26 protein-coding genes are annotated in these 24,762 nt (G+C 71.7%); 14 read left to right on the top strand and 12 right to left on the bottom strand.

Going from position 1 to position 24,762, the window contains the following annotated elements; all coding sequences use genetic code 11:
- Positions 1–23 precede the first annotated feature (23 nt).
- Positions 24–860 (bottom strand): MHYT domain-containing protein, encoded by an 837-nt coding sequence (locus tag ACIBI4_RS16255; protein ID WP_399204530.1) that lies wholly within the window; start codon positions 858–860, stop codon positions 24–26.
- A 303-nt stretch (positions 861–1,163) separates the two neighbouring features.
- Here ACIBI4_RS16255 and ACIBI4_RS16260 point away from each other — a divergent pair, with 303 nt between their 5' ends.
- The 3 genes from ACIBI4_RS16260 to ACIBI4_RS16270 all read left to right on the top strand — a co-directional run bounded on the left by ACIBI4_RS16260 (position 1,164) and on the right by ACIBI4_RS16270 (position 4,233).
- Positions 1,164–2,045 (top strand): glycerophosphodiester phosphodiesterase, encoded by an 882-nt coding sequence (locus tag ACIBI4_RS16260; protein ID WP_399204531.1) that lies wholly within the window; start codon positions 1,164–1,166, stop codon positions 2,043–2,045.
- An 86-nt stretch (positions 2,046–2,131) separates the two neighbouring features.
- A complete protein-coding gene (locus tag ACIBI4_RS16265) occupies positions 2,132–2,719 on the top strand; it encodes a methylated-DNA--[protein]-cysteine S-methyltransferase (protein WP_399204533.1) in 588 nt (195 codons plus the stop codon).
- Positions 2,720–2,880: 161 nt separating this feature from the next.
- Positions 2,881–4,233 carry an MFS transporter gene (locus ACIBI4_RS16270; RefSeq protein ID WP_399204534.1) on the top strand — a complete coding sequence of 451 codons (1,353 nt, stop codon included), beginning with the start codon at positions 2,881–2,883 and terminating at the stop codon, positions 4,231–4,233.
- Positions 4,234–4,239: 6 nt separating this feature from the next.
- Here ACIBI4_RS16270 and ACIBI4_RS16275 read toward each other — a convergent pair whose 3' ends face one another.
- Positions 4,240–4,605 (bottom strand): cupin domain-containing protein, encoded by a 366-nt coding sequence (locus ACIBI4_RS16275; RefSeq protein ID WP_399204535.1) that lies wholly within the window; start codon positions 4,603–4,605, stop codon positions 4,240–4,242.
- 194 nt (positions 4,606–4,799) lie between these two features.
- On the opposite strand from ACIBI4_RS16275, the gene fdhA reads away from it, so the two are divergent.
- The 3 genes from fdhA to ACIBI4_RS16290 all read left to right on the top strand — a co-directional run bounded on the left by fdhA (position 4,800) and on the right by ACIBI4_RS16290 (position 7,985).
- A complete protein-coding gene (gene fdhA, locus ACIBI4_RS16280) occupies positions 4,800–6,026 on the top strand; it encodes a formaldehyde dehydrogenase, glutathione-independent (RefSeq protein ID WP_399204536.1) in 1,227 nt (408 codons plus the stop codon).
- 142 nt (positions 6,027–6,168) lie between these two features.
- Positions 6,169–7,068: a pseudouridine-5'-phosphate glycosidase gene (locus ACIBI4_RS16285; RefSeq protein WP_399204817.1), complete on the top strand. Its 900-nt coding sequence runs from the start codon at positions 6,169–6,171 to the stop codon at positions 7,066–7,068.
- Positions 7,065–7,985, top strand: coding sequence for a carbohydrate kinase family protein (locus tag ACIBI4_RS16290; RefSeq protein ID WP_399204818.1), 921 nt, complete (start codon positions 7,065–7,067; stop codon positions 7,983–7,985). The genes ACIBI4_RS16285 and ACIBI4_RS16290 overlap by 4 nt, the downstream gene beginning before the upstream one ends.
- 30 nt (positions 7,986–8,015) lie before the next feature.
- On the opposite strand, the gene ACIBI4_RS16295 is transcribed toward ACIBI4_RS16290, so the two are convergent.
- The 3 genes from ACIBI4_RS16295 to ACIBI4_RS16305 all read right to left on the bottom strand — a co-directional run bounded on the left by ACIBI4_RS16295 (position 8,016) and on the right by ACIBI4_RS16305 (position 10,158).
- The gene (locus ACIBI4_RS16295; RefSeq protein WP_399204537.1) at positions 8,016–8,810 is read right to left on the bottom strand and encodes a methyltransferase domain-containing protein; all 795 of its coding nucleotides are present in this window, start codon (positions 8,808–8,810) and stop codon (positions 8,016–8,018) included.
- A gap of 146 nt (positions 8,811–8,956) precedes the next feature.
- Positions 8,957–9,376 carry a CBS domain-containing protein gene (locus ACIBI4_RS16300; RefSeq protein WP_399204538.1) on the bottom strand — a complete coding sequence of 140 codons (420 nt, stop codon included), beginning with the start codon at positions 9,374–9,376 and terminating at the stop codon, positions 8,957–8,959.
- A 149-nt stretch (positions 9,377–9,525) separates the two neighbouring features.
- A complete protein-coding gene (locus tag ACIBI4_RS16305; RefSeq protein ID WP_399204539.1) occupies positions 9,526–10,158 on the bottom strand; it encodes a uridine kinase in 633 nt (210 codons plus the stop codon).
- A gap of 179 nt (positions 10,159–10,337) precedes the next feature.
- Between ACIBI4_RS16305 and ACIBI4_RS16310 the strand changes: the two genes are divergently transcribed.
- Positions 10,338–10,820, top strand: a complete 483-nt coding sequence (locus tag ACIBI4_RS16310) for a DUF1772 domain-containing protein (protein ID WP_399204540.1) — start codon at positions 10,338–10,340, stop codon at positions 10,818–10,820.
- A 25-nt stretch (positions 10,821–10,845) separates the two neighbouring features.
- Positions 10,846–11,502, top strand: a complete 657-nt coding sequence (locus ACIBI4_RS16315) for a DUF2293 domain-containing protein (protein ID WP_399204541.1) — start codon at positions 10,846–10,848, stop codon at positions 11,500–11,502.
- Between the two features lie 42 nt (positions 11,503–11,544).
- Here ACIBI4_RS16315 and ACIBI4_RS16320 read toward each other — a convergent pair whose 3' ends face one another.
- A complete protein-coding gene (locus ACIBI4_RS16320) occupies positions 11,545–12,507 on the bottom strand; it encodes a D-2-hydroxyacid dehydrogenase family protein (RefSeq protein ID WP_399204542.1) in 963 nt (320 codons plus the stop codon).
- A 170-nt stretch (positions 12,508–12,677) separates the two neighbouring features.
- On the opposite strand from ACIBI4_RS16320, the gene ACIBI4_RS16325 reads away from it, so the two are divergent.
- On the top strand, positions 12,678–14,165 hold the full coding sequence (locus tag ACIBI4_RS16325; RefSeq protein WP_399204543.1) for a glutamate synthase subunit beta: 1,488 nt from the start codon (positions 12,678–12,680) through the stop codon (positions 14,163–14,165).
- 122 nt (positions 14,166–14,287) lie between these two features.
- On the top strand, positions 14,288–15,265 hold the full coding sequence (locus tag ACIBI4_RS16330; protein ID WP_399204544.1) for an SGNH/GDSL hydrolase family protein: 978 nt from the start codon (positions 14,288–14,290) through the stop codon (positions 15,263–15,265).
- A 6-nt stretch (positions 15,266–15,271) separates the two neighbouring features.
- On the opposite strand, the gene ACIBI4_RS16335 is transcribed toward ACIBI4_RS16330, so the two are convergent.
- From ACIBI4_RS16335 to ACIBI4_RS16345, 3 genes are all read right to left on the bottom strand, one after another.
- Entirely contained in the window at positions 15,272–16,063 is a 792-nt protein-coding gene (locus ACIBI4_RS16335; protein ID WP_399204545.1) for an SAM-dependent methyltransferase, read from the bottom strand.
- Between the two features lie 73 nt (positions 16,064–16,136).
- Entirely contained in the window at positions 16,137–16,424 is a 288-nt protein-coding gene (locus ACIBI4_RS16340; RefSeq protein WP_399204819.1) for a DUF397 domain-containing protein, read from the bottom strand.
- Between the two features lie 29 nt (positions 16,425–16,453).
- Complete coding sequence (locus ACIBI4_RS16345; protein WP_399204546.1) at positions 16,454–17,314, bottom strand: helix-turn-helix domain-containing protein; 861 nt, start codon at positions 17,312–17,314, stop codon at positions 16,454–16,456.
- Positions 17,315–17,553: 239 nt separating this feature from the next.
- On the opposite strand from ACIBI4_RS16345, the gene ACIBI4_RS16350 reads away from it, so the two are divergent.
- The 3 genes from ACIBI4_RS16350 to ACIBI4_RS16360 all read left to right on the top strand — a co-directional run bounded on the left by ACIBI4_RS16350 (position 17,554) and on the right by ACIBI4_RS16360 (position 20,513).
- Complete coding sequence (locus ACIBI4_RS16350; RefSeq protein WP_399204547.1) at positions 17,554–18,000, top strand: ATP-binding protein; 447 nt, start codon at positions 17,554–17,556, stop codon at positions 17,998–18,000.
- 2 nt (positions 18,001–18,002) lie between these two features.
- Positions 18,003–18,407 carry a hypothetical protein gene (locus ACIBI4_RS16355; RefSeq protein WP_399204548.1) on the top strand — a complete coding sequence of 135 codons (405 nt, stop codon included), beginning with the start codon at positions 18,003–18,005 and terminating at the stop codon, positions 18,405–18,407.
- A 219-nt stretch (positions 18,408–18,626) separates the two neighbouring features.
- A complete protein-coding gene (locus ACIBI4_RS16360) occupies positions 18,627–20,513 on the top strand; it encodes an ABC transporter ATP-binding protein (protein WP_399204820.1) in 1,887 nt (628 codons plus the stop codon).
- Between the two features lie 43 nt (positions 20,514–20,556).
- Here the strand turns inward: ACIBI4_RS16360 and ACIBI4_RS16365 are convergent, their stop codons facing one another.
- Entirely contained in the window at positions 20,557–20,739 is a 183-nt protein-coding gene (locus tag ACIBI4_RS16365) for a hypothetical protein (RefSeq protein ID WP_399204549.1), read from the bottom strand.
- A 143-nt stretch (positions 20,740–20,882) separates the two neighbouring features.
- Complete coding sequence (locus ACIBI4_RS16370; RefSeq protein WP_399204550.1) at positions 20,883–22,271, bottom strand: amidohydrolase; 1,389 nt, start codon at positions 22,269–22,271, stop codon at positions 20,883–20,885.
- Positions 22,272–22,399: 128 nt separating this feature from the next.
- Between ACIBI4_RS16370 and ACIBI4_RS16375 the strand changes: the two genes are divergently transcribed.
- Positions 22,400–23,848 carry a WGR domain-containing protein gene (locus ACIBI4_RS16375; protein ID WP_399204551.1) on the top strand — a complete coding sequence of 483 codons (1,449 nt, stop codon included), beginning with the start codon at positions 22,400–22,402 and terminating at the stop codon, positions 23,846–23,848.
- Here ACIBI4_RS16375 and ACIBI4_RS16380 read toward each other — a convergent pair.
- Positions 23,841–24,740 carry a bile acid:sodium symporter family protein gene (locus ACIBI4_RS16380; RefSeq protein WP_399204552.1) on the bottom strand — a complete coding sequence of 300 codons (900 nt, stop codon included), beginning with the start codon at positions 24,738–24,740 and terminating at the stop codon, positions 23,841–23,843. The genes ACIBI4_RS16375 and ACIBI4_RS16380 overlap by 8 nt on opposite strands.
- Positions 24,741–24,762 lie beyond the last annotated feature (22 nt).

Below are 24,762 nucleotides of genomic sequence, written 5' to 3' on the forward strand. Positions count from 1 at the left end.
CCGGCACTGACATCGGGGCCGCGTTACCAGTCCTGCCGGTACTGGGCGCTGCGGCGCGGGGTGCTCACACTGCGCGGCGGCGTGGCCGGGACGCCGTCGCGGGCCGGGGCCGCGGACCGCCAGTCCTCCTTGCCCATGATCATCAGGGGGTCGAACATGACGACCACCCCGGCCAGGAGCAGGAAGGCCAGTGGGCCGATCATCATGGGTGCGAGCAGTTCGGCCGGCGAGTCGCCGCCGACGGCGCCGGCCGTCCCGTGCAGATGGACACTGAGCGCCGCCATGCCCGTGTAGTGCATGCCGCTCACCGCGAGCCCCATGACCAGGCTCGCCCCGAGGCTCCACGCGAAGCCGCGGACCTGGGCGGCCGCCCAGAGCGCCGCGGTGGCCGCGACCATGGCGATGACGACCGAAACGGCCACCGTGAAGGTGTCGTACTGCAGAGTGCCGCGCACCCGTATGGCCGCCATACCCAGGTAGTGCATGGAGGCGACGCCGAGTCCGGTGATGGTGCCGCCGGTGAACAGGGCCATGACCGTCGGTCCGCGGTAGCCGACGATGAAGACGCCGATGCCGACCATCACGATGGCGACGCCGAGGCTCGCGAAGGTGAGCGACGGTTCGTAACTGACGGGTGCTTCCTTGACCGTGAAGCCCATCATCGCGATGAAGTGCATGGTCCATATGCCGGAGCCGATGGCGGCGGCGCCGAGCGCCAGCCAGCCGGGACGCCAGCTGTTGCCCACCACCAGCGACCGCGCCGTGCAGCGCAGGCCGAGGGCCCCGCCCACGCACGCCATGACGTACGCGGCGATCGGGGTGACCAACCCGTAACTGAAACCGTCGACGGTGCCCTGCATGGTGGGATGACCTTTCCGCCCCATTAGTTAGCCCCAGGGGCGCCCCCGCAGCCCCACCGCACGGCCGGACAAGTGGCCGGTGCTGAGCAGAGATTAAAGCGCCAAGCGGAACGTACGAACGATTCTCCGGCAAAAAATCATGCTCTTCGCCAATGGCGGACACCTGATGTGCGGGCGCCGTGGACGACTCATGTGCCGTATGGAGTGACGCCGTTCAACTTGTGGCCATCCCGCACCTGTCCTCTGTTGCACCTCTCCTGCCACGCTCGGTCGGTCTTTGATCGCACTACGTGAGGAGTCCTGGTGCACGCACGCACTGCAGCCGTCACCGCCGCCGCGCTCATGGGTGCGGGAGCGCTCGTCCTGTCAGCCGCTCCCGCACAGGCCGCCCCCGGGGTGGCCGCCACGGACGATCCGGTGGTCGTGGCGCACCGCGGAGCCTCCGCGTACGCCCCGGAGAACACCCTCGCCGCCATCGACAAGGCCCGCGAACTCGGCTTCGACTGGGTCGAGAACGACGTCCAGCGCACCAAGGACGGCGAGCTGGTGATCATGCACGACGACAGCCTGGCGCGGACCACGGACGTGGAGCAGGTCTTCCCCGAGCGCGCGCCGTGGAAGGTCGCGGACTTCACGGCCGCGGAGATCTCCCGCCTCGACGCGGGCAGCTGGTTCGACGCAAAGTACAAGGGCGCACGCGTACCGACGCTCAAGCAGTACATGAACCGGGTGGAGCGCAACCACCAGAAGCTCGTCCTGGAGATCAAGAAGCCCGAGCTCTACCCCGGGATCGAGAACGACACCCTCAAGGTGCTGCGCAGGACGGGCTGGCTCGACCGGCACCACGTCAAGCACAAGCTGGTGATCCAGAGCTTCAGCGCGGACTCGGTGAAGTCCGTACACGCGAAGCGCCCTGACATCAAGACCGGCTTTCTGGGCACCCCGGCAGCGGCCGATCTGCCCGCATACGCGAAGTTCGCCGACCAGATCAACTCCAACCACGGGACGATCACGGCGGACTACGTGGCCGCGATCCACGCCCAGCGCGGCCCGCACGGCCGGCCGCTCGAGATCTACACCTGGACGGTCGACGACGCGGCCAACGCGCAGCGCGTGGCCGGGTTCGGGGTCGACGGGATCATCACGAACAAGCCCGATGTCGTACGGAACGCGGTGAGCGACTGAGGTCCGGCGCCGTCGGGCAGCTGAGTCCGGCGGCGTCGGGCAGTTGTTCCGGCGGCGTTGTCAGTGGGCCGCCGTACCGTGGTCGCGTGGACATCGAAGCGCACAGCGCACCGACCGCGGACGGCGGGCCGGGCGGCGTCGAGTGGGTGGTGACCGACAGCGGCATCGGGCCGCTGCTGCTCGCCGCGACCGGCGCCGGTCTGGTCAATGTCGTCTTCCATGCGCACGAGAAGGTGCGCGACAAGGCAGTGGCGGGTCTCGCCGCGCGCTTCGGCGGCAGCGCCGTCGAGGCGTCCGGCGGGGCGTCCGGCGGGGCACGCCTCGCCGAGCCGATACGTCAGCTCCGTGCGTACTTCGCGGGAGAGCTGCGGGAGTTCACGCTCCCCCTCGACTGGTCGCTGACCTCCGGCTTCAACCGGCAGGTGCTGCGCGAGCTGTACGAGGGCGTGCCGTTCGGGATGGTCGTGGGGTACGGCGACCTGGCCCGGCGGGTCGGGCAGCCCGGCGCCGCGCAGGCGGTGGGCATGGCGATGGGCTCCAATCCGCTGCCGGTGGTCGTGCCCTGCCACCGGGTCGTGGAGAGCGACGGCGGGATCGGCGGCTTCGGCGGAGGTCTGGAGACGAAGCGGAAGCTGCTCGCCCTGGAGGGCGTCCTGCCGGAGCCGCTGTTCTGAGCGGGGCGTGCGGGGGGTGCGAGCGCGACGGGGATGACGTGGCGAGCCGGGCGTCCGCGGGCGGGGGCAGTGAGGTGCATTCCCTTCCGCGGGGTGCGACAAGGTGAAGCGGGCGGTCCCCGCCCTGCCGTACGGACCGTGCCGCCTGGCACACTGCGCCGGTGACCACCACCGATCCGTCCCGCATATCCGTCGCGCCCGAGCAGCTGCCCGCGCTGCGGCGGCGGACCAACGCCGTGCTCATCGCGAGCCAGATCCTCGGCGGCCTGGGGGTCGCCACCGGGATCGCGCTGGCCGCCGTGCTCGCCCAGGAGGTCAGCGGCACCGAGGCACTCTCCGGGCTCGCGCCGACGGCGACCGTTGCGGGCACCGCGATCCTGTCGATGCCGCTGGCCGCCCTGATGACCCGGCGCGGACGGCGGCCGGGGCTCGTCCTGGCCTATGCGATCGGCGCCTTGGGCGCGGGCGTCGTGGTGCTCGCGGCCGCGATCGGGAACTTCCCGCTGCTGCTCGTCGGCATGGCGGGCTTCGGTGCCGCGTCCTCCGCGAATCTGCAGGCCCGCTTCGCGGCGGCCGACCTGGCCGAGCCGCAGCACCGGGCGAAGGCGATCTCCAACGTGGTCTGGGCGACGACGATCGGGGCCGTGCTCGGCCCCAACATCGCGGCGCCCGCGGGCCGCAGCGTCGCAGGTCTTGGCATACCCGAGGCGGCGGGCCCGTTCCTGTGGGCGGCGGGGGTCTTCGTGATCTCGGCCGTCGTCGTCTCCGTCATGCTGCGCCCTGACCCCCTGCTCACCGCCCGCGCGCTGGAGCCCGACACGGAGGACTCACCGCACGGCCGGTCCCTGCGCGCCGGGTTCGCCGCCGTCGCGGCCTCGCCGCGTGCGCGGCTCGCCCTGGTGACGGTGGCCGTCGCCCACACCGCGATGGTCTCGATCATGTCGATGACCCCCGTCGACCTGGGCCATCACGGCGCCGACATCGATCTCATCGGCCTGGTGATCAGCGGCCACATCGCGGGCATGTACGCGTTCTCGCCGGTGATGGGACGGCTCTCGGACCGGATCGGCCGGCTCTCCGTCATCGCGCTCTCGGTCTCGCTGCTCGCCGTCGCGGCCCTGCTCGCGGGCACCGCGGGACCGAACCACACGCAGACGGCGATCGGTCTCTTCGTGCTCGGCCTCGGCTGGTCGGCCGGACTCGTCTCCGGGTCCGCGCTCCTGACCGACTCCGTGCCGCAGCCCGCACGCGCCGCGGCCCAGGGGCTCTCCGACCTGACCATGAACACGGCGGCCGGAGTCGGCGGCGCGGTGGCGGGCCTGATCGTCGCGCAGGCGAGCTACGGCTGGCTCAACCTGATCGCCGCCGCGCTGCTGCTCCCGCTCGCCGCACTCGCCGTCCTCACCCCGCGACGCGCACGCAAGCCCGCGGATGCGCCCGCCGGGGACGCATCCTCCAGGGACGCACACGCCGGGGACGCACCCTCCGAGGACGCACCCGCTGCCAAGGACTGACGTCCCTCAGAGGCTGATGTGGTACGCCTTGCGCAGCGTCTCGTGCACCGTCCAGGTCGTACGGTCGCCTTCGCGCAGCACGGCCGCGACGCCCGGGCCGAGTTCGAGGACGTCACCGCCCTCGACGGCCACGGTCGCCCGGCCGCTCACCACCACGAAGAGCTCGTTCGCCTCCGTGTCGGTGACCACGCCGGGCGTGATCTGCCAGATGCCGCGCAGTTGCTTGCCGTCAGCGGACTCCCACAGGACCTTGCCGGTCACCTCGGGCGTGCCCGACACGATCTGCGCGGGGTCGAGCGGCTCGGCCTCGAGCTCGGCGTCGGGGATGTGTACGGCGAAGGAGGCGGGAGCGGCATCAAGATCAGTCGTCATGGCCGGTCACTCTAGAGACCCGTCCCACGGCCTCCCGCGCCGGGCCGCCGTGTTACCCGCCCGCACCCTCTGGCCGAGCGCCCTCCCCGGTAGCAGACTCCGCCTTGCGCACAGGCCAGGGAAGCCCCGGGCGCGCCCCGTCCGCGGTCTTCCGAGCATCCGCTGCACAGAGCCGAAGGGACGGCGAGGCAGTCATGAGCGGAAACAGGGCAGTCGCGTATCTCAAGCCGGGAGCGGTCGAGGTGAGGACCATCGACTACCCGACGCTTGAACTCCAGGACGGACCGGGCGTCGCCCCCGAGAACGTCGGCCGCAAGTGCCGGCACGGGGTGATCCTCAAGGTCCTCGCCACCAATATCTGCGGCAGCGACCAGCACATGGTCCGCGGCCGCACCACCGCGCCCGAGGGCCTGGTGCTCGGGCATGAGATCACCGGTGAGATCGTCGAACGCGGTCCCGACGTGGAGACCCTCCAGGTCGGCGACCTCGTCTCGGTGCCGTTCAACATCGCCTGCGGCCGCTGCCGCAACTGCAAGGAACGCAAGACCGGCATCTGCCTGAACGTCAACCCGGCACGTCCCGGGGCGGCTTACGGCTATGTCGACATGGGCGGCTGGGTCGGCGGCCAGGCCGAGTTCGCCATGATCCCGTACGCGGACTTCAACCTCCTGAAGTTCCCCGACCGCGACCAGGCGCGCGAGAAGCTGCTCGACCTGACCATGCTGTCCGACATCTTCCCGACCGGCTTCCACGGCGCGGTCACCGCGGGCACCCAGGTCGGTTCGACGGTGTACGTGGCCGGGGCCGGGCCCGTCGGGCTCGCGGCGGCCGCGTCGGCGCAGCTGCTCGGCGCGGCGGTCGTCATCGTCGGCGACCTCAACGCCGAACGGCTCGCGCAGGCCCGGAGCTTCGGCTGCGAGACGGTCGATCTGACCCGCGGCGGCGTCGAGGAGCAGATCGCCCAGATCCTCGGCGAGCCCGAGGTGGACGCCGCTGTCGACGCGGTCGGCTTCGAGGCCCGGGCCCACGGGCCGGACGCCCCCGAGGCGCCGGCGACCGTGCTCAACTCCCTGATGGGCCTGGTCCGCGCGGGCGGCGCCCTCGGCATCCCCGGTCTGTACGTGACCGACGATCCGGGCGGCATCGACCAGGACGCGCGCAGCGGCACGCTCAAGGTGCGGCTCGGTCTGGGCTGGGCCAAGAGCCACCGGTTCACCACCGGACAGTGCCCGGTGATGCGGTACCACCGCGGGCTGATGCAGGCGATCCTGCACGACAAGGTGCACATCGCGAAGGCCGTCAACGCCACCGTGATCGGCATCGAGGACGCCCCGCGCGGCTACGCCGAGTTCGACCAGGGCGCGAGCCGTAAGTACGTACTGAATCCGCATGGCGCGCTGGACGGAGTACGGGCCGTCTGACGCACCGCGCGTGCAGGGCGGGTGCCCGCGTATCCACCGGGTGCGCGGGCACCCGCATCTGCGCGGGGCGGTTTGGCACGGGCACGGGCCCGCCAAGGATGAAGGGGACACGACGGGAGTGCCGATGACGGGAGACGTACGCGTGCTGGTGGTGTCCGCCGAGGTACGGGACGCGATTGCGGGGCGACGCCCTGTGGTGGCCCTGGAGTCCACGATCATCGCGCATGGGCTGCCGCGCCCGCGCAATCTCGAAGTGGCCCTTGAATTCGAGCAGTCGGTACGGGAGGAAGGCGCCGTCCCCGCGACGATCGCCGTGGTCGACGGGCAGGCCAGGATCGGTCTGGACAAGCAGCAGCTGGAGCGGATCGCGGCCGGTGACGGCGTCCGCAAGCTGGGCCGGCGCGATCTGCCGCTGGCCGTCGCGACGGGGGCGACCGGGGCGACCACCGTGTCCGGCACGGCGTTCCTGGCCGCGCGGGCCGGGATCCGGATCTTCGCGACGGGCGGGCTCGGCGGGGTGCACCGCGAATGGACGGTCACCCAGGACGAGTCGGCCGATCTCGGACTGCTCGCCACGACCCGTATCGCCGTCGTCTGCGCCGGAGTGAAGTCCATCCTCGACGTCCCGGCGACGCTGCAGCGCCTGGAGACGCTCGGCGTCTCGGTCGCGGGCTACCGCACGGAGCGCTTCCCCGGCTTCTACGTGGCCGACTCGGGGCAGCCCGTCGACTGGTCGCTGCACTCCCCCGCCGATGTCGCGGCGGTGCTGCGCGCCCAGGACGAACTGGGCGGCCCCGACGCGGCGTTGATCGTCGCGAACCCGGTGCCGGTCGCCGAGCAGCTCGACCCCGAGCTGCACGCACGGGTCCTCGACGAGGCGCTGCGGGCGTGCGACGAGCAGGGCGTGACCGGGCAGGCCGTCACCCCGTTCCTCCTTGACTTCCTGGTGCGGCGCACCAAGGGCGCCTCGCTGCGCGCCAATCTCGCGGCGGTACGGGGCAACGTACGGCTCGCGGCCAGGATCGCGTCGGCGTGGGCGTGACTCCGCCCGCGCCGGGCGGACTGCTCGTGCTCGGCGATGTGGTGACCGACGTGGTGGCCCGGCACCGTACGCCCTTGGTGACCGGCACCGACACGGCCGCGGAGATCCGTCTGGAGCCGGGCGGCGCGGGTGCGAACGTGGCCTGCTGGGCGGCCCGTTGGGGCTGTGCGGACGTGCGGCTCGCGGGCCGCGTCGGCGCGGACGCGGCCGTCTGGCATCGCGAGGAGCTCGCCGCGTCGGGAGTACGGGCGTGCCTCACGGTGGACGCGCAGGCGCCGACGGGCACGGTGATCTGCCTGGTGGACGGGGCTGCCGGGGCGGAGCGCTCGTTCCTCACGGACAGCGGCGCGGTGCTGCGTCTGGGCCCCGACGACATCTCCCCCGCGCTCCTCGACGGCGTCGCGCACCTCCACCTCTCCGGCTATCTCTTCTTCGGAACTCCCAGTCGTGAGGCGGCACTCGAGGCCTTGCGGATGGCCCGCGCGAGAGGCATTCCGGTGAGCGTCGATCCGGCGTCGGCGGGCTTCCTGAAGGAGACGGGCGTGGACCGCTTCCTGGAGGCGACGGAAGGAGTCGACGTCCTGCTGCCCAGCCACGACGAGGCGCTGCTGCTGGCCGGACGCGGCGGGCGCTCCGAACTGACCGCGTCCGCACAGGAGTTGAGCGCACGTTTCCCGCTCGTCGTGGTCAAGCGGGGCGCCCGGGGCACGCTGGTCTGCAGCGCGGGCGCGGTGCTCGGCGAGGCGGCGGCCCGCCCGGCCGAGGCGGTGGACACGACCGGCGCGGGCGACGCGTTCACGGGCGCGTTCCTCGCGGCACGCCTGGCGGGCGCGGACCCGTTGACGGCCGCGGAGGAAGGGTGCCGGGCGGGGGCGCTGGCGGTGGGGAGAGTCGGCGGACGGCCTCCGCGGGACTGAACGCACCACCGCCCCCTCACATCGCTCCCCTCACCCCTTCCGCCCCCAAGCCGAGATCATCGGCGAGGTCGCCACATCCATCGCGCCGGACTCGACATTCGCCAAGTGGCGGTCGATCTCCGCGTGCGTCGCGTGGCCCGACGCGACCAGACGGTCGCGCACCTGGCGTACCGTCGCCGACTCCAGCGCGGTGCAGGCCGGTGAGGCCAGCGGGAAGTACGCGTCCGCCTCGACCTGCGCGAGTCCGGCCCCGCGCAGCAGCCGGGGCAGCTTGCGGCCGTACGCGAGGTCCGCGCCGCGGTCGGCGAGCAGCGCGCGGAAGCCTTGCCGCAGCCGGTTCGCCAGCTGCTGCTCCGGGCCGTGCTCGTCGGGGCAGACCAGCGGTTGCAGCACCGGGTCGGCGTCCTCGACGAGCAGTCGTCCGCCCGGCCGCAGGGCCCGCACGATGTTCCGCAACGCGCGCTCGCGGTCCGGCACATGGACCAGGACGAGCCGCGCGTGCACCAGGTCGAAGCCGTCGCCCGGGGGTTCATCGGCGGCCACGTCGTGGCGCAGCACCTGGACGGGCGGGCGGGCCGCACCGGTCGCCCACGCGGTGTCGATGTCGGTGGCGAGGACCCGCCCGGTCGGGCCGACCTTCCGGGCCAGCCAGTCGATCACGGAGGTCCCGCCGGCCCCCACCTCCCAGACCCGCCCGCCGGGACCGACGCCCAGGCGTTCGAAGTGCCGGAAGGTGGACGGGTCGAAGAGCGCGGACAGCGCGTCGAAGCGCTCTCCGGCCTCGGCCTGGCGGTTGTCGAGGAGATAGCCGTCGGTTCGCGTCATAGGGCGGATCATCCCAGTTATGGCCTTCTGGGCCGGCTCACGGCGGCGGGTGCGTCGGATGGACGTGCCGTGGGTACCCCTACCGCGGGTGCACGTACGAACGGGCCGCCCCTCACCCGAGGGACGGCCCGTTCGTACGACGGCGGTCAGCGCTTCGCGTAGACGCTCTCCACCCAGGTCGCCATCTGGTCCTCCGTGAGGTGCTGGGCGAGGTCCGCCTCGCTGATCATTCCGACGAGCCGCTTGTTGTCGATCACGGGCAGCCGCCGGATCTGGTGGCTCTGCATCTCCTCCAGTACGGAACCGACGTCCGCGCCCGCCTCGACCCAGCGCGGCGTGCCCTTGGCCATGTCGCCGGCGGTGACCTTCGAGGGGTCGTGGCCCATGGCGACACAGCCGACGACGATGTCACGGTCCGTGAGGATGCCGCAGAGCCGTTCGTTCTCGTCGCTGATCGGCAGGGCGCCGACGTTGAGGGTGCGCATCAGCTGTGCGGCACGGTCCAGGGTTTCGTGGGCGGGGATCCACTGCGCCCCGGGATGCATGATGTCTGCGGCGGTGGTCATGGGATACCTCCCGGTTTCCGGCCGACCGGCGCGGCACGGACGGCACCGCAGGAACCGGCGGACTCATTCTCGTCCCGGGATCCGGGGCGCGCACCCGGACGGCCGTATCGGCTACGGTGCGTGACCCCGCACCACCGTGAGGGTGCCGCTCAGCCGTTCCACGCCGGATGCCGGGGATCGTCGGCCCGTACGACCACGTCGGCCGTCTCGTCCGGCCGCACCTCCTGCTCGTACCGCTCGAACGCCGGCAGTGTCCACAGCTCGTCCTCGGGTGTACGGCGGCGCAGGGAGGCGGCGCCGAGGCGGATGTGGACCGACAGGTCGAACGGGAACCAGCGGCCCAGGAGCAGCGGGCCGTGCAGCACCAGGACGCCGCCGGGCGGGAGTCCGACGGGTGCGCTGCGGGTGGCGCGGTCGGCGGCCGGGTCCCACAGGTCGGGCAGGACCCGCCCCGAACCGCCCGGCTCCAGCGGTCCGAAGACCTCGCGCCACAGGGCGCCGGTGTCGAACCAGCCCTCCGTATAGGAATCGGCGTCGTGATGGCCGTGCTCGTAGCGCAGGGACGCCGGGCGCAGAAAGCCCTGGGTCGGGACGACGAGCGGGGAGCGGCCCCGGATCCGCAGCTCCTGCGCGAGGGACTCGGCGAGCTCGCCGGTGCGCGCGGCAGGTGCGCCGTCCAGCCCGATCCGCAGCCATTCACCGCCGTCCTGTGCCTTCAGGGCGAGGACGCGGTCGGCGAGGGCGTCGGTCAGGTGGTCCCAGGTGATCGGTGTCAGGCGCACGGAAACCATGATGCCGGGGCGCCGGACGCCCGCTCCCACCGGGCGCGAGACGCTCGCTTATGGGGGTGCGCGCCTGGTCGATGGTGCGGTGGGTCCGCAGGGATTTCACTTGTGGTGAGAGCAGGGGCCGTGCAGGATCTGGCGCGGCGCCAACACCCCACATCTTTCTAGGAGTTGTCATGATCGAAGGACCGTACTTCGCGCTGACCCTGGTGACGGCGCTGGGCTGCGGCCTGATGGCCGGGGTGTTCTTCGCCTTCTCCACGTCCGTGATGCAGACCTTCGGGGCGCTGCCCTGGCCGCAGGGTCTTGTCGCGATGCAGAAGCTCAACCGGCTGATCATGAACCCGGTGTTCCTGGGCGTGTTCGTGGGTACGGCGCTGTTGAGCGCCGTGCTGGCCGTGATGACCTTCGTGATCTGGCCGGACGAGGGCGCGTGGGAGCTTCTGATCGGCTGTGTGCTGTACCTGGTGGGCAGCTTCGGTGTGACGGCCTCGGCGAACGTTCCGCGGAACAACGCCCTGGACAAGATGGACCCGCAGGCCCCGGGGACGGAAGCGGAGTGGAAGACCTTCGTCACCGAGTGGACGGCCTGGAACCACGTCCGCGGCGTCGCTTCGCTCGCGGCCTGCGCGGCGATGGTGCTCGCCCTCGCCGCCTGAGCGATACGGGAGTCACGGAGGCGCAATGGATCTGGTCGCGGTCGAGCCGCGCGGGCGGCGGCACTGCGCGGAGTGCCGCGGCGGCCCGCTCCCTCTGCTCGTCATGGCGGACGGCGCACCGCACTGCCTGGACTGCGCGGACCTCGGGCACCTCGTCTATCTGCCGCGCGGCAATACTGCCCTCACGCGCCGTGCGCGCGAGGGCAGTTCGCTGTCCGTGGTCGTCGTCCGGCGCAATGCGCGGCGCCGTCGGTACGAGCGGCAGGGCGTCCTCGTCGAGGAGGCCGCCCTCGCCCGGGCCGAGGAGGCCTGCCTCGCCGACGCGGACGCGCGGGCCCGGCGCCGTGAGCGGGACGCGGCCCGCAGGGCCGAGCAGGACGTACGGTTCACGGCGGCGTTCGCCACGGAGCTGCTGCGGCTGTTCCCCGGGTGCCCGCGGGACCGTGCCCACGCGGTCGCCGGGCACGCCTCACTGCGCGGCAGCGGACGCGTCGGACGCAGCGCGGCGGGCCGCGCCCTCGATCCGGGCGCGGTCACGGCGGCGCTGCGGGCGGCGGTGCGGCATCTCGACACGGAGTACGACGCGCTCCTGATGGCGGGCGTGGCCCGCGCGGAGGCCCGCCGGCGGGTGTCCCCGGAGGTGGAGGCCCGGCTCGCCGGGTGGCGCGGCCCGGACGACTGAACCGGCCCGCCGACGCCCCACCCACCCGGGAACCCGCACCGGTCACCCCAGAACGCGCACCGGCTCCCCGCCCAGGAACGCTTCGATGTCCTCGACGGCCCCCTGGAAGTACCCCTCGTAATTGCGCCGCGTGACATACCCCAGATGCGGCACCCCGATGAAGTGCGGTGCGGTGCGCAGCGGGTGGTCGGCCGGCAGGGGCTCGGTGTCGAAGACATCGGATGCCGCGCCCGCGATCCAGCCCTCGTGCAGCGCCTGCAGCAGCGCCTCCTGGTCGATGATCGCCGCCCGCGAGGTGTTGACCAGGAAGGCCGTCGACCGCATCCGCTTCAGCTCGTCGGCGCCGAGCAGACCGCGGGTCCGGTCGCCCAACTGCACATGCACGGAGACGAAGTCACTGCTCTCCAGGAGTTCGTCCAGCGAGTCCACGCGGGTGACCCCGACCTCGACGGCCCGCTCGTCCGTCAGATTCCGGCTCCACGCGGCCACGTCCATCCCGAAGGCCTGTCCGACCGCGGCCACCTTGGCCCCGATCTTCCCCAGGCCGATCAGGCCGAGCCGTCGCCCGTGCAGGTCCGCGCCGAGCGTCGACTGCCAGGGACCGCCCGTCCGCAGCGCGTTCGCCTCGGGAACCACCCGGCGGGCGAGCCCGAGCAGAAGCGCCCAGGTCAGCTCGGCGGGCGGCTCGGAGTTGCTGGCCGTACCGCACACGGTCACGCCGTGCCGGGCGGCCGCAGCGAGGTCGATGGAGGCGTTGCGCATTCCGGAGGTGATCAGCAGCCGCAGCGCGGGCAGCCGCTCGAAGAGCTCGGCCGGGAACGGGGTGCGCTCCCGCATCGCTACCACGATCTCGCAGTCCGCGATCGCGGCGGCCACCGCGTCGGGCCCGTCCAGATGCGTACGGACGAAGCGGACGTCCACCTCTTCGGCCAGGCGCGACCAGTCGGCGAGGGATTCCGCCACGCCCTGGTAGTCGTCGAGCACCGCACATCGCAACGTGGTCATGTCCATCCCTGTCCGTTCCGCCTGAGACTGCTCCGCCACCGTACAAACGCTGCTCGCGTACGTCGTACGAGACCCCTCCGCCGTGCATGGTGCCGACCCCGGAGACCCGACGTATCGTGACGAAAGAAGCGCCCCGGACCCACTGACAGCCGTCGCAAGGGAGACCGGCCATGGGCGATCCCAAGGGCTTTCTCACCGCCGGACGCGAGGACTGGCCGCGCCGCCCCGTCGCGGAACGGGTGCGGGACTGGCGGGAGGTGTACGTCCCCGGCGCACTGCTCCCGATCATCGCGACCCAGGCGGACCGCTGCATGGACTGCGGGGTGCCGTTCTGCCACCAGGCCTGCCCGCTCGGCAATCTGATCCCCGAGTGGAACGACCTGGTGGCCCGTGACGACTGGTGGGCGGCCGCGGACCGGCTGCACGCGACGAACAACTTCCCCGAGTTCACCGGCCGGCTGTGCCCGGCGCCCTGCGAGGCAGGCTGTGTGCTCGCGATCAACCAGCCCGCGGTCACCATCAAGAACGTCGAGGTCGCGATCGCCGACCGGATCTGGGAGCGTGGCTGGGCGATCCCGCAGCCGCCGGACCGGCTGACCGGCAAGGCGGTGGCCGTGATCGGCTCCGGACCCACCGGCCTCGCGGCGGCGCAGCAGCTGACGCGCGCCGGACACACGGTGGTGGTGTACGAGCGGGACGAGCGGCTGGGCGGGCTGCTGCGGTACGGGATCCCCGAGTTCAAGATGGAGAAGCACCATCTGGAGCGCAGGCTCGGGCAGATGAAGGCGGAGGGCACAAAGTTCCGTACGTCGGTGACGGTGGGCCGTGACCTGACGGCGGGCGAGCTGCGGGGGCGCTACGACGCGGTCCTCGTCGCGACCGGCGCCACCGCGTGGCGCGAGCTTCCCCTCCCCGGAAGGGAGTTGGACGGGATCCACCAGGCCATGGAGTACCTGCCGCTCGCCAACAAGGTCTGCGAAGGCGATCTGTCCGCCAATCCGCTCTCCGCCGCGGGCCGGCGTGTGATCATCATCGGCGGCGGCGACACCGGCGCGGACTGCCTGGGCACGGCGGTACGCGAGGGCGCCGCCTCGGTGTCGCAGCTGGACATCTACCCGCAGCCGACCGCCGACCGTGACGAGCGGGAGGAGCCCTGGCCGGTCTATCCGAAGATCTACCGCCTGTCGGCCGCCCACGAGGAGGCCCGCGACCTGGAGACCGCGCCGCACGCGGACGCGGACGCCCGGCTGTTCAAGGCGTCGACGCTGCAGTTCACGGGCGACGACCGGGGGCGCGTGCGGGAGGTGCATCTGGTCGAGGTCGACCGGGAGCGCCGCCCGCGCACGGGCAGCGAACGGGTGCTGCGGGCCGACCTGGTGCTGCTCGCGCTCGGCTTCTCGGGCCCGGACCGCTCCGACGGCCTGATCGACGGCCTCGCCCTGGAGCTCGACCCGCGCGGAGTCCTCGTACGGGACGGCGAGTTCGCGACCAACGTGCCGGGGGTGTACGCGGCGGGGGACGCGGCGCGCGGGCAGTCGCTGATCGTGTGGGCCATCGCGGAGGGACGTTCGGCGGCGGCCGCGATCGACCGGCGGCTCACGGGCCGCACCACGCTGCCCGCGCCGATCCGTCCGGACGACCGGCCGATGAGCGCGTAGGCAAGTTTCCCGAGCACGACCGTCGAGGAGTCTCGCCCGCAAACTGCTCCCCCGAGCCTATAGACCTCTGCGCGCCGACCCGCCACCGTGGTGCGTCCATGTCCGCGGCCTCAGGGAGTCCCATGCCCGGCAAGCGCACCACGAGTTGGGCCGTCGCCCTCACCGTGCTCGGTCTGCTGACCGTCGCCGTGCTCGGCTGGCGGCTGCTCGTCGCCTCCGACCCGTCGGGGGCCGCCGCGACACCGACGAGGCCGGCCTCCCCGACACCGGACGGAAAGGCCGGTGCGGCGGACGGAAAGGCCGGTGCGGCGGACAGGACCAAGACCCCGGACCCCGCGGCCGGGAGCAGGAAACCGGACGCCCCGCGCGACCCCGTCCCGGCCCTCTACCTCGGCGACTCCCTCGCCATGGAGAACCAGACGGTCCTCGCCGGTCTCCTCGAGGAAACCGCCACCCTGCGCAACGCCCCGTACTCCGGCACCACCCTCTGCGACTACCTGCGCGACCAGGACAGCCTCCTCGTACCGCCGCAGCACCGCGCAGCCGCACTCGTGCGCGAGGTGAAGCCCGAGGTCGTGGTGCTGCAGTTCTGGGGCAACTCCTGGGGCTACACGCCCTGCATGGACGGCATCGCGCAGGGCTCAGCGGCCTACTACGAGCGGTACGCCGCCGACGCCCGCGCCCTGACCAAGGAGATCGAGCGGGCAGCGGCCGGTGCGGGGATCGCGCGGCCCACGATCGTCTGGGTGCTGCAGGGACCCGATCCGATGTCCACGGACCGGATCCAGCGGATCAACGCGCTGTACGAGAAGCAGGCCGCCGCCTCCGGCGACCTCACCGCGGACGCGGGCGCGGCGGTCAGCCGGCCCGGCGCCCGCTACACCCACGTACAGGAACTGCCGTGCACGGCCTACGAGCGAAAGCACCCCGCGTACTGCGCGAACGGGATCGCCCGGCTGCACAGCGCCGACGACTACCTGCACTTCTGTCTGGCCCCGCTCACCAAGGACGCGAGGCCGTGCCCGAAGAAGTCACCGGGCGTGCTGCGCTTCAGCCGGGCGATCGCCGAAACGGTCGCCCGGCATGTGCGCGGCGTCTGAGTCCCGTCACGGCTTGCGCGCCACCGCCGCGTAGCCGGGGATCGGCTCGTCGCCGGCCACCGGCACGGGCTCGCCCAGCTCGGCGTGCCATTCGGCGGTCAGCGAGACACCGGGCTCGATGAACTCCAGGCCGTGGAAGAAGCGCGCGAAGGCCTCGCGCGAGCGCAGGGCGAGGACGAGACCGCGCGCCTTGTAGAGCTCCAGGGCCTCGTCCGCGCCGCCGGGGTTGAAGTCGCCGGTCGTCTGGGACAGCAGAACGTAGCTGCCGGGCGCGAGCCGCTCGACGAGCTTGTCGACGACGTCGTACGCGCCGTCCTCGTCCGAGACGAAGTGGAGCAGCGCGAGCATCGAGAGTGCGACGGGCTTGTCGAAGTCGAGGAACTTGCCCGCGTGGTCGAGGATCACCTCGGGGTTGCGGGCATCCGCCTGGATGTACTCCGTGAGGCCCTCGGGCGTGGAGCGGAGCAGCGCCTCGGCGTGGGCGAGCACGATCGGGTCGTTGTCGCAGTAGACGACGCGGGATGCGGGCGCGGCCTCCTGCGCGATCTGGTGGAGGTTGGGCTCGGTGGGGATCCCGGTGCCGATGTCGAGGTACTGGGTTATGCCCTGCCCGGCCAGCCAGCGCACCGCGCGCTGCATGAAGGCGCGGTTGACGCGGGCGAACTCGCGGGCGCGCGGGTCGATTCGGAGCAGCTGCTCCGCCATCGCCTCGTCGACCGGGTAGTTGTCCTTGCCGCCCAGGAACCAGTCGTACATCCGGGCCGGGTGCGGCTTGCTGGTGTCGATCCGATCGCTCATAAGGCGCTCCAAGTCCCGTACTGGATGAGAGAGTTGAGCCGCGTGGTGCACATGGTGCCGCGCTTGGCATTGATCATGACAGCAGAAAGTCGGCCTGTCCGGCCTTCGCGCCCTCGATGAAGGCGTGGATCTCGCCCAGCGTGTAGATCAGGGCGGGGCCGTCGGGATCGTTCGACTGCCGCATGGCGATCCGTCCGTCGGCGAGCTTCATCGCCTCCACGCAGTTGCCCCCGTTCCCGCCGCTCCAGGGCTTGTGCCAGCCCTCGACCCCCAGCTCACGGGCGGGCATTCCGTTGTATATCGGCTCGTTGCATATCGGTTCGTTGTCGATCGACTGGCCCTCACTCCTCGTGGCGTCCATCCGGCCCCCGTTCACGGACAGCTGATCCATCAGAGCTCCTTGCGGAGAGTCTTGAGAATCTCCTTCGTGCGGTGTGCCGACGCGGCCTGCGCGGCCATCACGTCCATGGCTTCGAGGTACGTCACGACCTCGGCGCGCCGGTCCAGATAGACGGCACCGGTCAGATACTCGGCGTAGACCATGTCCTGCAGCTCGGGCACGCCGAAGCGGAACAGCACGAAGGGCCCGTAGGTCCCGGGGTGGTGTCCCGCGGAGAACTCCGCGATCTGCAGCGTCACGTTGGGCAGCTTGGTGGCCTCGATCAGCCGGTCGAGCTGCCCGCGCATCACGTCAGGGGTGCCCACGGTGCGGCGCAGGACCGTCTCGTCCATGATCACCCAGAGCCGGGGCGCGTCCGGCCCCTCAAGGAGTTCCTGGCGCTGCATCCGCAGCGCCACGTGCCGGTCGATCTCCTCCTCGCCCATCGAGCCGATGGAACCGGCCTTCAGCACCGCGCGGGCGTAGTCCTCGGTCTGCAGCAGACCGGGCACGAAGTGCGGTTCGTACGACCGCAGCAGGCTGGCGGCGCCCTCCAGACTCACGTACATCGAGAACCAGTTGGGCAGGATGTCGTGGTACCGCTGCCACCAGCCGGGCTTGTTGGCCTCCTCGGCCAGCTCGATGAAGGACTCGGTCTCCTCCTCGTCGGCCCCGTACGCCTTGAGCAGCAGTTGTACGTACGGGATCCGGAAGGCGACCTCGGCCAGCTCCATTCGGCGTACCGTCGCGGCCGCGACGCGCAGCACCCGGGCGGCGTCCTCCCGCTTGAGCCCCGCGCTCTCGCGCAGCTCCTGCAGGCGCTTGCCCAGGACGACCTGGCCCACGGTGGGAGCGGACCGCGGTTCGCTCACGTCTACCTCGCTCGGGTCGCTCTGTAGCGCGGCCTGACCGCCCGTTACAGACGGGGCGGCCGCGCTCGGTTCGTGCAGTGTGCCACGCCGTTCCAAGGTGTAACACCGCACTCTGCAATTTTCAGAGTGACTCTTGCCAAGTGTTCCCGACGGGGAGATAGTGGCAGGCGTGAAGACGTCCGGAAGCTCTCCACTGCCCTCGAGCAGCGGTGACCCCACAGCTCCGTTAGGAACCGGTCGTGGCCCTCGGTAACGCACCCGCACAACCGGACCTCGGCCGACGCTGCCGATTCGAGCTGCCCGCGGGCGTCGAGGCCGTGCCGCGCGCCCGCCGGATGACCCGGGACCGCCTGCTCGGCTGGGCGCTGTGCGACGAGACCCGCGACCTGGCCGCGCTCGTCGTCTCCGAACTCGTCACGAACGCCGTCGTGCACACCGCGAGCCGCCGCATCGTCTGCGAACTGCACGACGACGACACGGCGGACCTGGTGCGGATAGCGGTCATCGACGAGGGCTGCGGCCCCGACCGCCCCGCACCCCACCCCGCGCGGGACGCCGGGGAGGACCACGGACGCGGACTGCTCCTGGTCCAGGCGCTCTGCCGCTCGTGGGGCGCCCAGGAGGCCGGCCTCGGACTCGAGGTGTGGGCGCACCTGCCCCGTACGGCCGTCCAGGAGGTGGGCTGACCATGCGTGCGATGACACTCGACCGGCTCACCGCACTCGCCCGCCGCTTCAGCGACATCCCGCTGCCGCTGCCCGACGGGATGCGCGCCCAGTTGGGCTGCGACGCCGTGGGTATGCCCGCGGAGCTCGGCCGGCAGGTGATGAGCCGGATGTCGCAGGTCGGCTGCGTGTACGCGACCGGCGACCGCTGGTGGTGGATCGTCCCCTCGCACTCGCAGCAGTCCCTGGACTGGCCCGAGCCGGCGCGGTACGCGCCGCAGGCCCTGGTGCCGCCGAGCCAGAGCGGGGCACGGCTGATCCACCATCCAGGGCGTGACGCTCCCTATACGCCGCCGATTCCGCTGTATCTGACGTTGTGCCGGATCACGCGGACCGTTCCGGTGTGGATGCGGCCCGCGGAGGCGTAGCACCGCCGGACGCGACGCGCCCCCAGGCGACCGGTTCACGCCCTGCCCAAATCCCCTGTGCCGGGCCATAGTTGACCTCCGATCCGAACGGAGGTCCGAGTGGGACTCGGCTGGGGGGCCAGGAACAGACACACCAAGCGAGCGGACAAGGCAGCGGACGCGTCCGCGGATTCCGAGGGAGCCACCTCGGAATCGGAGCGGCTCCTCTTCGGCGGGCCGCTGCGCTACGACACCGGCTGGGCACAGCACGAGGAGGCGGTGCTGCAGCTGGACTTCATCGCACTCTTGCGCCGCTTCCCCGCCCTCATCGCCGCGAGTCTGCGGCTCGCGTGGGGCGCGGACCGGCAGGCCGCGCGGATCGTGGTCGGCGCCGAACTGGGGCGGGGCGTCGCCCAGGCGGTCAGTCTGCTCGCGGTCAACAGTGTGCTCGGGCAGCTGATGACCACGGCCCCGATCGAGGAGCGCCTCTCCGCCGCGACGCCCGCGCTGGTGACGGTGGCCTGCGTCCTGTCGGTCTCGGCACTGCTGCGCGCGGCGTCCACGTACGCGACGGGACGGCTCGAACCGAAGGTCGAACGGGTCGCCACCGAGCAGTACTTGGAGCGGGCCGCGTCGGTGGAGCTGGCGGCCATCGAGGACGACGCCTTCCACAAGCTGCTCGACACCGCGCAGTACGGGGCCGCCTCGGCCCGCCGGATGGTCTCGCTCGCCACCCGCGTGGTGAACGCCGCGATCTCACTGATCGCCGCCGCGGGCGTGCTGACCGTGCTGCATCCGCTGCTCCTTCCGCTCCTGGTCACGATGACCCTGCCGAGCGCCTGGGCCGCGCTGACCACCGCACGGCGGCGCTACCGCTCCTTCCACGCGTGGGTGCAGCACGCGCGCGCGGGGCGGCTGCTCAGCTCGCTGCTCACGGAGGCGCGGGCGGCTCCGGAGATACGGGTGCACGGGGTCGGGCCGTTCCTGCTCGGGCACTTTCGCGCCATGTCCCAGTCCGCGGAGGTCGAGCAGACCCGGCTCGCGCGCCTGGAGGCCCGCACCAGCCTGATCGCGGCCGCGTGGACGGGTCTCGCCACGGCCGCCACGTATACGACGCTGGGGGCGCTGCTGCTCACGGACGCGATGTCGCTCGCGGTGGCGGGCACGGCGGTGATCGCGATCCGTACGGGGTCGTCGAGCCTCAACACCCTGGTCCTCGAGGTCAGCGAACTGCACGAGAACGCGCTGTTCGTCGGTGACCTGGAGCGGATGCACGAGGAGGCGGCGACCCGGTCCGTGCCGCTCGGCGGCAGCGAACTGCCCGCAGAGCCGCGGGAGATCCGCTTCGAGAAGGTGACGTTCCGCTATCCGGGCAGCGACCGCAAGCGGCCCGCGCTCGACGACGTGACGCTCGATCTGCCGACCGGGAAGATCATCGCGCTCGTCGGGGAGAACGGCTCGGGCAAGACCACCCTCGTCAAGCTCCTTGCCGGTCTCTACGCCCCGCAGCAGGGCGCCATCCTGTGGGACGGCGTGGACGCGGCGGGCGCGGACCGTGCGCAGCTCGCCGAGCGGATCGCCATGGTGGCGCAGGACTTCAAGCGCTGGCCGTTCACGGCGAAGGTCAATATTGCGATCGGTCGGGCGTCCGTCCCGCTCACCGACGAGCGGCTTGCCGGTGCGGTGGCGGACGCGGGCGCCGAGGAAGTGGTGACGGACCTGCCGCACGGCCTCGACACCCTGCTCGTGCGGGCGTTCACGGGCGGGCATGAGCTGTCCGGCGGCCAGTGGCAGCGGCTCGGCATCGCACGGGCCGCGTACCGGCGCGGCTCGATCCTGATCGTGGACGAGCCGACGGCGGCCCTGGACGCGCGAGCCGAGCTCGAAGTCTTCGACAGGATCAGGGCGTTGGCGGGCTCCGGCCAGACCGTCATCCTCATCACGCACCGGCTCGCGTCCGTACGGCACGCGGATCTCGTGCATGTCCTGGAGGCGGGGCGCCTGGTGGAGTCGGGCACGCCACAGGAGCTGCTGGACCAGGGCGGGGTGTACGCGGAGCTGTACTCGCTGCAGGCACGGCAGTTCGCGGACGGGGAGCCGCCGGTGGGGTCGGTGCCGGGGGTGTGAGTCCGTACGGACCGTGAGTCCGTACGGAGCCGTGGGTCCGGGCCTATTCGGCCAGTTCACGCCCGCGTACGACGACGAGGAAGGCATCCGAGGCAAGGTCCATCACGACCTCGGCCGCCTCGCCCTCGAGCCGCCGCGCGTGCGCGAATTCCTCGGCGGGCCACGAGCCCCGTGGGCCGCCCGCGGGGAACCGGCCGATGACGACACGTCCTGTGCGTGGATTCATGGAGCACCCCCGTGCTCGGTCTCGTTGCGGCACCTGTGCGCAACGAAGCGTCTACGGGAAAGACACCGTCGGACGGGAGCGCGGTGCTCGACGTGACCTGACTGACACGGAGTTGATGCACAACGTGGGCCGTCGCGACCCGCTCATGCCTCGTACGTCTGGATCCGCTGTCCATGACTGCGGTCGGTGAGCGCGGGCAGGCGTTCGGCGAGTTCGGCGACCGTCTCCCGTACGTCGACCGTGAGCAGCTGCCGGTCCCGCATCAGGACCCGGCCATCCACGACCGTGGTCGTCACGTCGCTCGACCGCGCGCTGTGCACCAGGGTGGCGGCGAGGTCATGCACGGGCTGCGTGTGCGGTCCGTCGAGATCGACGAGGACGAGGTCGGCGCGGTGGCCCGGGGCGAGGGAGCCGATCCGGTCGGCGAGTCCGAGCGCCTGGGCGCTCTGGCGCGTCGCGTGATCCAGCGCCTCGCGCGCGGTGAGCCGGCGCGGGTCGCGGGTCGACTGCTTCTGGGTCAGAGCGGTCAGGGCCATGGCGTCCCAGACGTCGAGGGTGTTGTTCGACGCGGCACCGTCGGTGGCGAGACCCACCGGGATGCCGATCCGGGCGAGTTCGGCGATCGGCGTGGTGTCCCAGCCGAACTTGAGATAGCCGCGGGGCGCCGTGGCCACGGCGATCCGGCCGGTCGCTCGGGCCAGGACGGCGAAGTCCCGCTCGATCAGGCCCGTGGCGTGGGCGATCAGGAGATCCGTGCCGAGGAGACCGGTCCGTTCGAGGATCTCGATGGGCGTACGGCCGTGCTCCTTGAGGGAGTTGTCGGTCTGCGCCCGGTTCTCCGCAGCATGCAGATGGACCGGGAGCCCGTGCTCGCGCGCGAGCCGTGCGGTCTGCGCCAGATCCTCGTCAAGGACGGTGTACGGGGCGTGGGGCGCGAGCGCCGTGGTGATCCGCCCGCCGGCGGAACCCTGGTGGGCGAGCGCGAACTCCAGGGAGCGCTCGCGTCCTTCGGGACCCTGCGAGGAGAAGTACGCCCAGCCGAGCTGGGCGCGCAGCCCGGTCTCGTCCACCACGCGTGCGACGCGGTCCATCGCGAAGTAGTGGTCGGCGAAGCAGGTGACACCGGCGCGGATCATCTCGGCGCACGCGAGGCGCGCGCCGAGCTCCACGTCGCGTTCGGTGAGCTGGGACTCGATGGGCCAGATCCGCTCGTTGAACCACTCCTCGACGGGCAGGTCCTCGGCGATTCCGCGCAGGGCCACCATCGGCGCGTGCGTATGGCAGTTGATGAACCCGGGCAGCGCCACCTGGCCGCGTGCGTCGATCCGTTCGCGCGAGTCGATGCCCGTCGCTTCGGCGCTCGGCAGCAGGGTGTCGATCAGTCCGTCGCGGATGACGATCGCGTGGTCAGGGAGGACGGCGAGGGTGGGGGCGGGCGTGGGGACGGGAGTTCTGTCGTCCTGGTCCGGGACGAGCACAGTGCAGTCGGTGATGACGAGATCGGCGGGCGGCTGCGCTCCGGGGGTGGTCATCGGTCAACGGTAGCGAGGACAGACGGGCGGAGGCCGGTCCGCCGGTTGTCAGTGGCGGCCCGTAACGTCTTTCCCAGTGGTCGCGAGCGCCGGTGGGGCGCCGGGCCCCGAGCTGGGAGAGGTGTGGCATGGCGCAGGGGGAGCGTTCGCATACGTATCTGGAGCTGTCCCAGGAGGGCGGCGGTGCGCACAAGTTCTACGAGGTGACCGTGGAGGGCACGGTCGTCTCGGTGCGCTACGGACGGATCGGCGCCACGGGCCAGCTGCAGACGTCGTCGTTCCCGACGCCGGCGAAGGCACAGGCCGCCGCGGCGAAGAAGATCGGCGAGAAGGTGCGGAAGGGTTACGCGCCCGCGGTCCAGGGGCAGCGCGCCCCGCGCCCGGTGACACGCCGTGAGGTCTCCTCCGCGCCGTCGCGCGCCCGCAGCACCGCTCCGGTCCTGTGGCGCTTCCGTACGGGATCGGCGGCGTTCGGCATCCACATCGACGAGGACCGCTGCTGGGTGGGCAACCAGTCGGGCGATGTGTACACGCTCAGCCACAGCGGCGAGGTGCTCGCCCGCTATGACCTGCCCGACGGCGTGAAGTGCCTGGTGGCGGACGACTTCTGGATCTATGCGGGCTGCGACGACGGCAAGGTGTACGACCTGTCGTCCAAGCTCCCGTTCGCCGCGTACGACATCGCACACGATGTGGACATCTTCTGGCTCGACATCCACGAGGGTGTGCTCAACGTCGCGGACCGAGACGGCGGCCTGACGGTGATCGACCACGAGGACGAGTACCAGTGGTCGCGCAAGTCGGCGGGCGCCCACGCGTGGATGGTGCGCGCGGACGGCGATGCGGTGTACCACGGCCACCAGGGCGGCGTGACGGCCTACGCGCCGGACGGCGGCGGCGAGTTGTGGCACTCGCCGACCTGGGGCGGAGTGCTCTTCGGCTGGCAGGAGGACACCTCGGTGTACGCGGGGACGGCCAAGCACACGGTGCAGCGCCTGTCCAAGGCCACGGGCGCCATCGAGGGCACGTACCGCTGCGACGACCCGGTCTACTCGTGCGCCACCTCCCCCGACGGCCGCCATGTCTTCGCCGGTGACAGCGCGTCCTCGGTCTACTGCTTCGACGCCGACGGCACCCGTCTGTGGAAGCTGCGCACGGGCAACGGCTCGGCGCTGTCCATGCAGTACCTGGACGAGAAGCTGTACATGGTCACCACGGACGGCTGCCTGGTCTGCGTCGACGCCTCACCCGCGGCCATCACCGCCGCCCAGTCGGGCTCGGTCCCGACCACGGTGGACGTCAAGTACTCCTCGGCGACGCCCACGTACACCCCGGCGCGGACGGTCGCCGAGGTGCACACGGTGACGGTGGCGCCGGCGGACGGTGTGGTGGTCGAGTGCACCCAGCAGGGCAACCGGCTCCGTGTCCATGTGGTCTCGTCGGGCTACGAACCGTCGTGGAACGTGCAGTTCCCGCGCGGCATACGGGAGCCGGGCGCGCGCTATGTGGTCGACGCGCTGCACCCTGCGGCGGGCGGCTTCTACCGCGTCCGGGGCGAGATCCGCCGCCTCATCTGACCTCGGCGCCCGTCGTCGCCGTGCCCTTGCCCGCGCCCACGCGATTCAGGATCCACCCGGCCGCCCCGGCGGTGAAGTAGATCAGGATCGCGTACACGGCGCTGGGCACGGCGATCTCCGTGCTGTCCAGGAGCGAGGGGCTGAGCGCGATCGTCAGGGCCAGCGAGGTGTTGTGCATCCCGATTTCCATGCAGGCGGCCACGCCCTGGGGATGCGCGGCACCCACGGCCCGCACCGCGACATAGCCGGTGGCCAGCGAGATGCAGCTGAACAGCAGCGCCACGGGCCCGACTTCCGCCAGGTACTCCCCCACGTTCGACCGCTCGGCCAGCAGCGCCGCCACGATCACCCCGGCCAGAATCACCAGACACAGCAGCTTGACGGGCCGCTCGGCCCGCTCGGCGAACCCGGGCCGCCTGGCCCGCACCACCATCCCGACCGCCACGGGAATCAGCACGAGCGCGAACACCTGCAGCGTCTTCCCGAACTGCAGCCCCACGCTCCCGTCGTCCCCCATGCCCCAGTGCCCGACGGACAAGTTCACGATCAAAGGCAGCGTGAAAACGGCGAGCACCGAATTGATGGCGGTCAGCGTGATGTTGAGCGCGACATCCCCGCCGAAGAGATGGCTGTACAGATTCGCCATGGTCCCGCCGGGCGAGGCGGCGAGCAGCATCATCCCGATCGCCGGAGCGGCGGCCAGCCCGAACGCCTCGACCAGCCCGAAGCACACGGCGGGCAGCACCACCAGCTGACAACCGAGCGCGACGAGCACCACGCGCGGATACTCCCGCACCCGCCGGAAGTCCCCCACGGTCAGACTCATCCCGAGCCCGAACATGATCACGGCAAGCACGACGGGCACGAGGATGGTGACCAGGCCGGAGTCCATGGGGGTCAGGGTGGGGGGTGCG

It is taken from the genome of Streptomyces sp. NPDC050418, assembly GCF_044458745.1.
Taxonomy (GTDB): domain Bacteria; phylum Actinomycetota; class Actinomycetes; order Streptomycetales; family Streptomycetaceae; genus Streptomyces.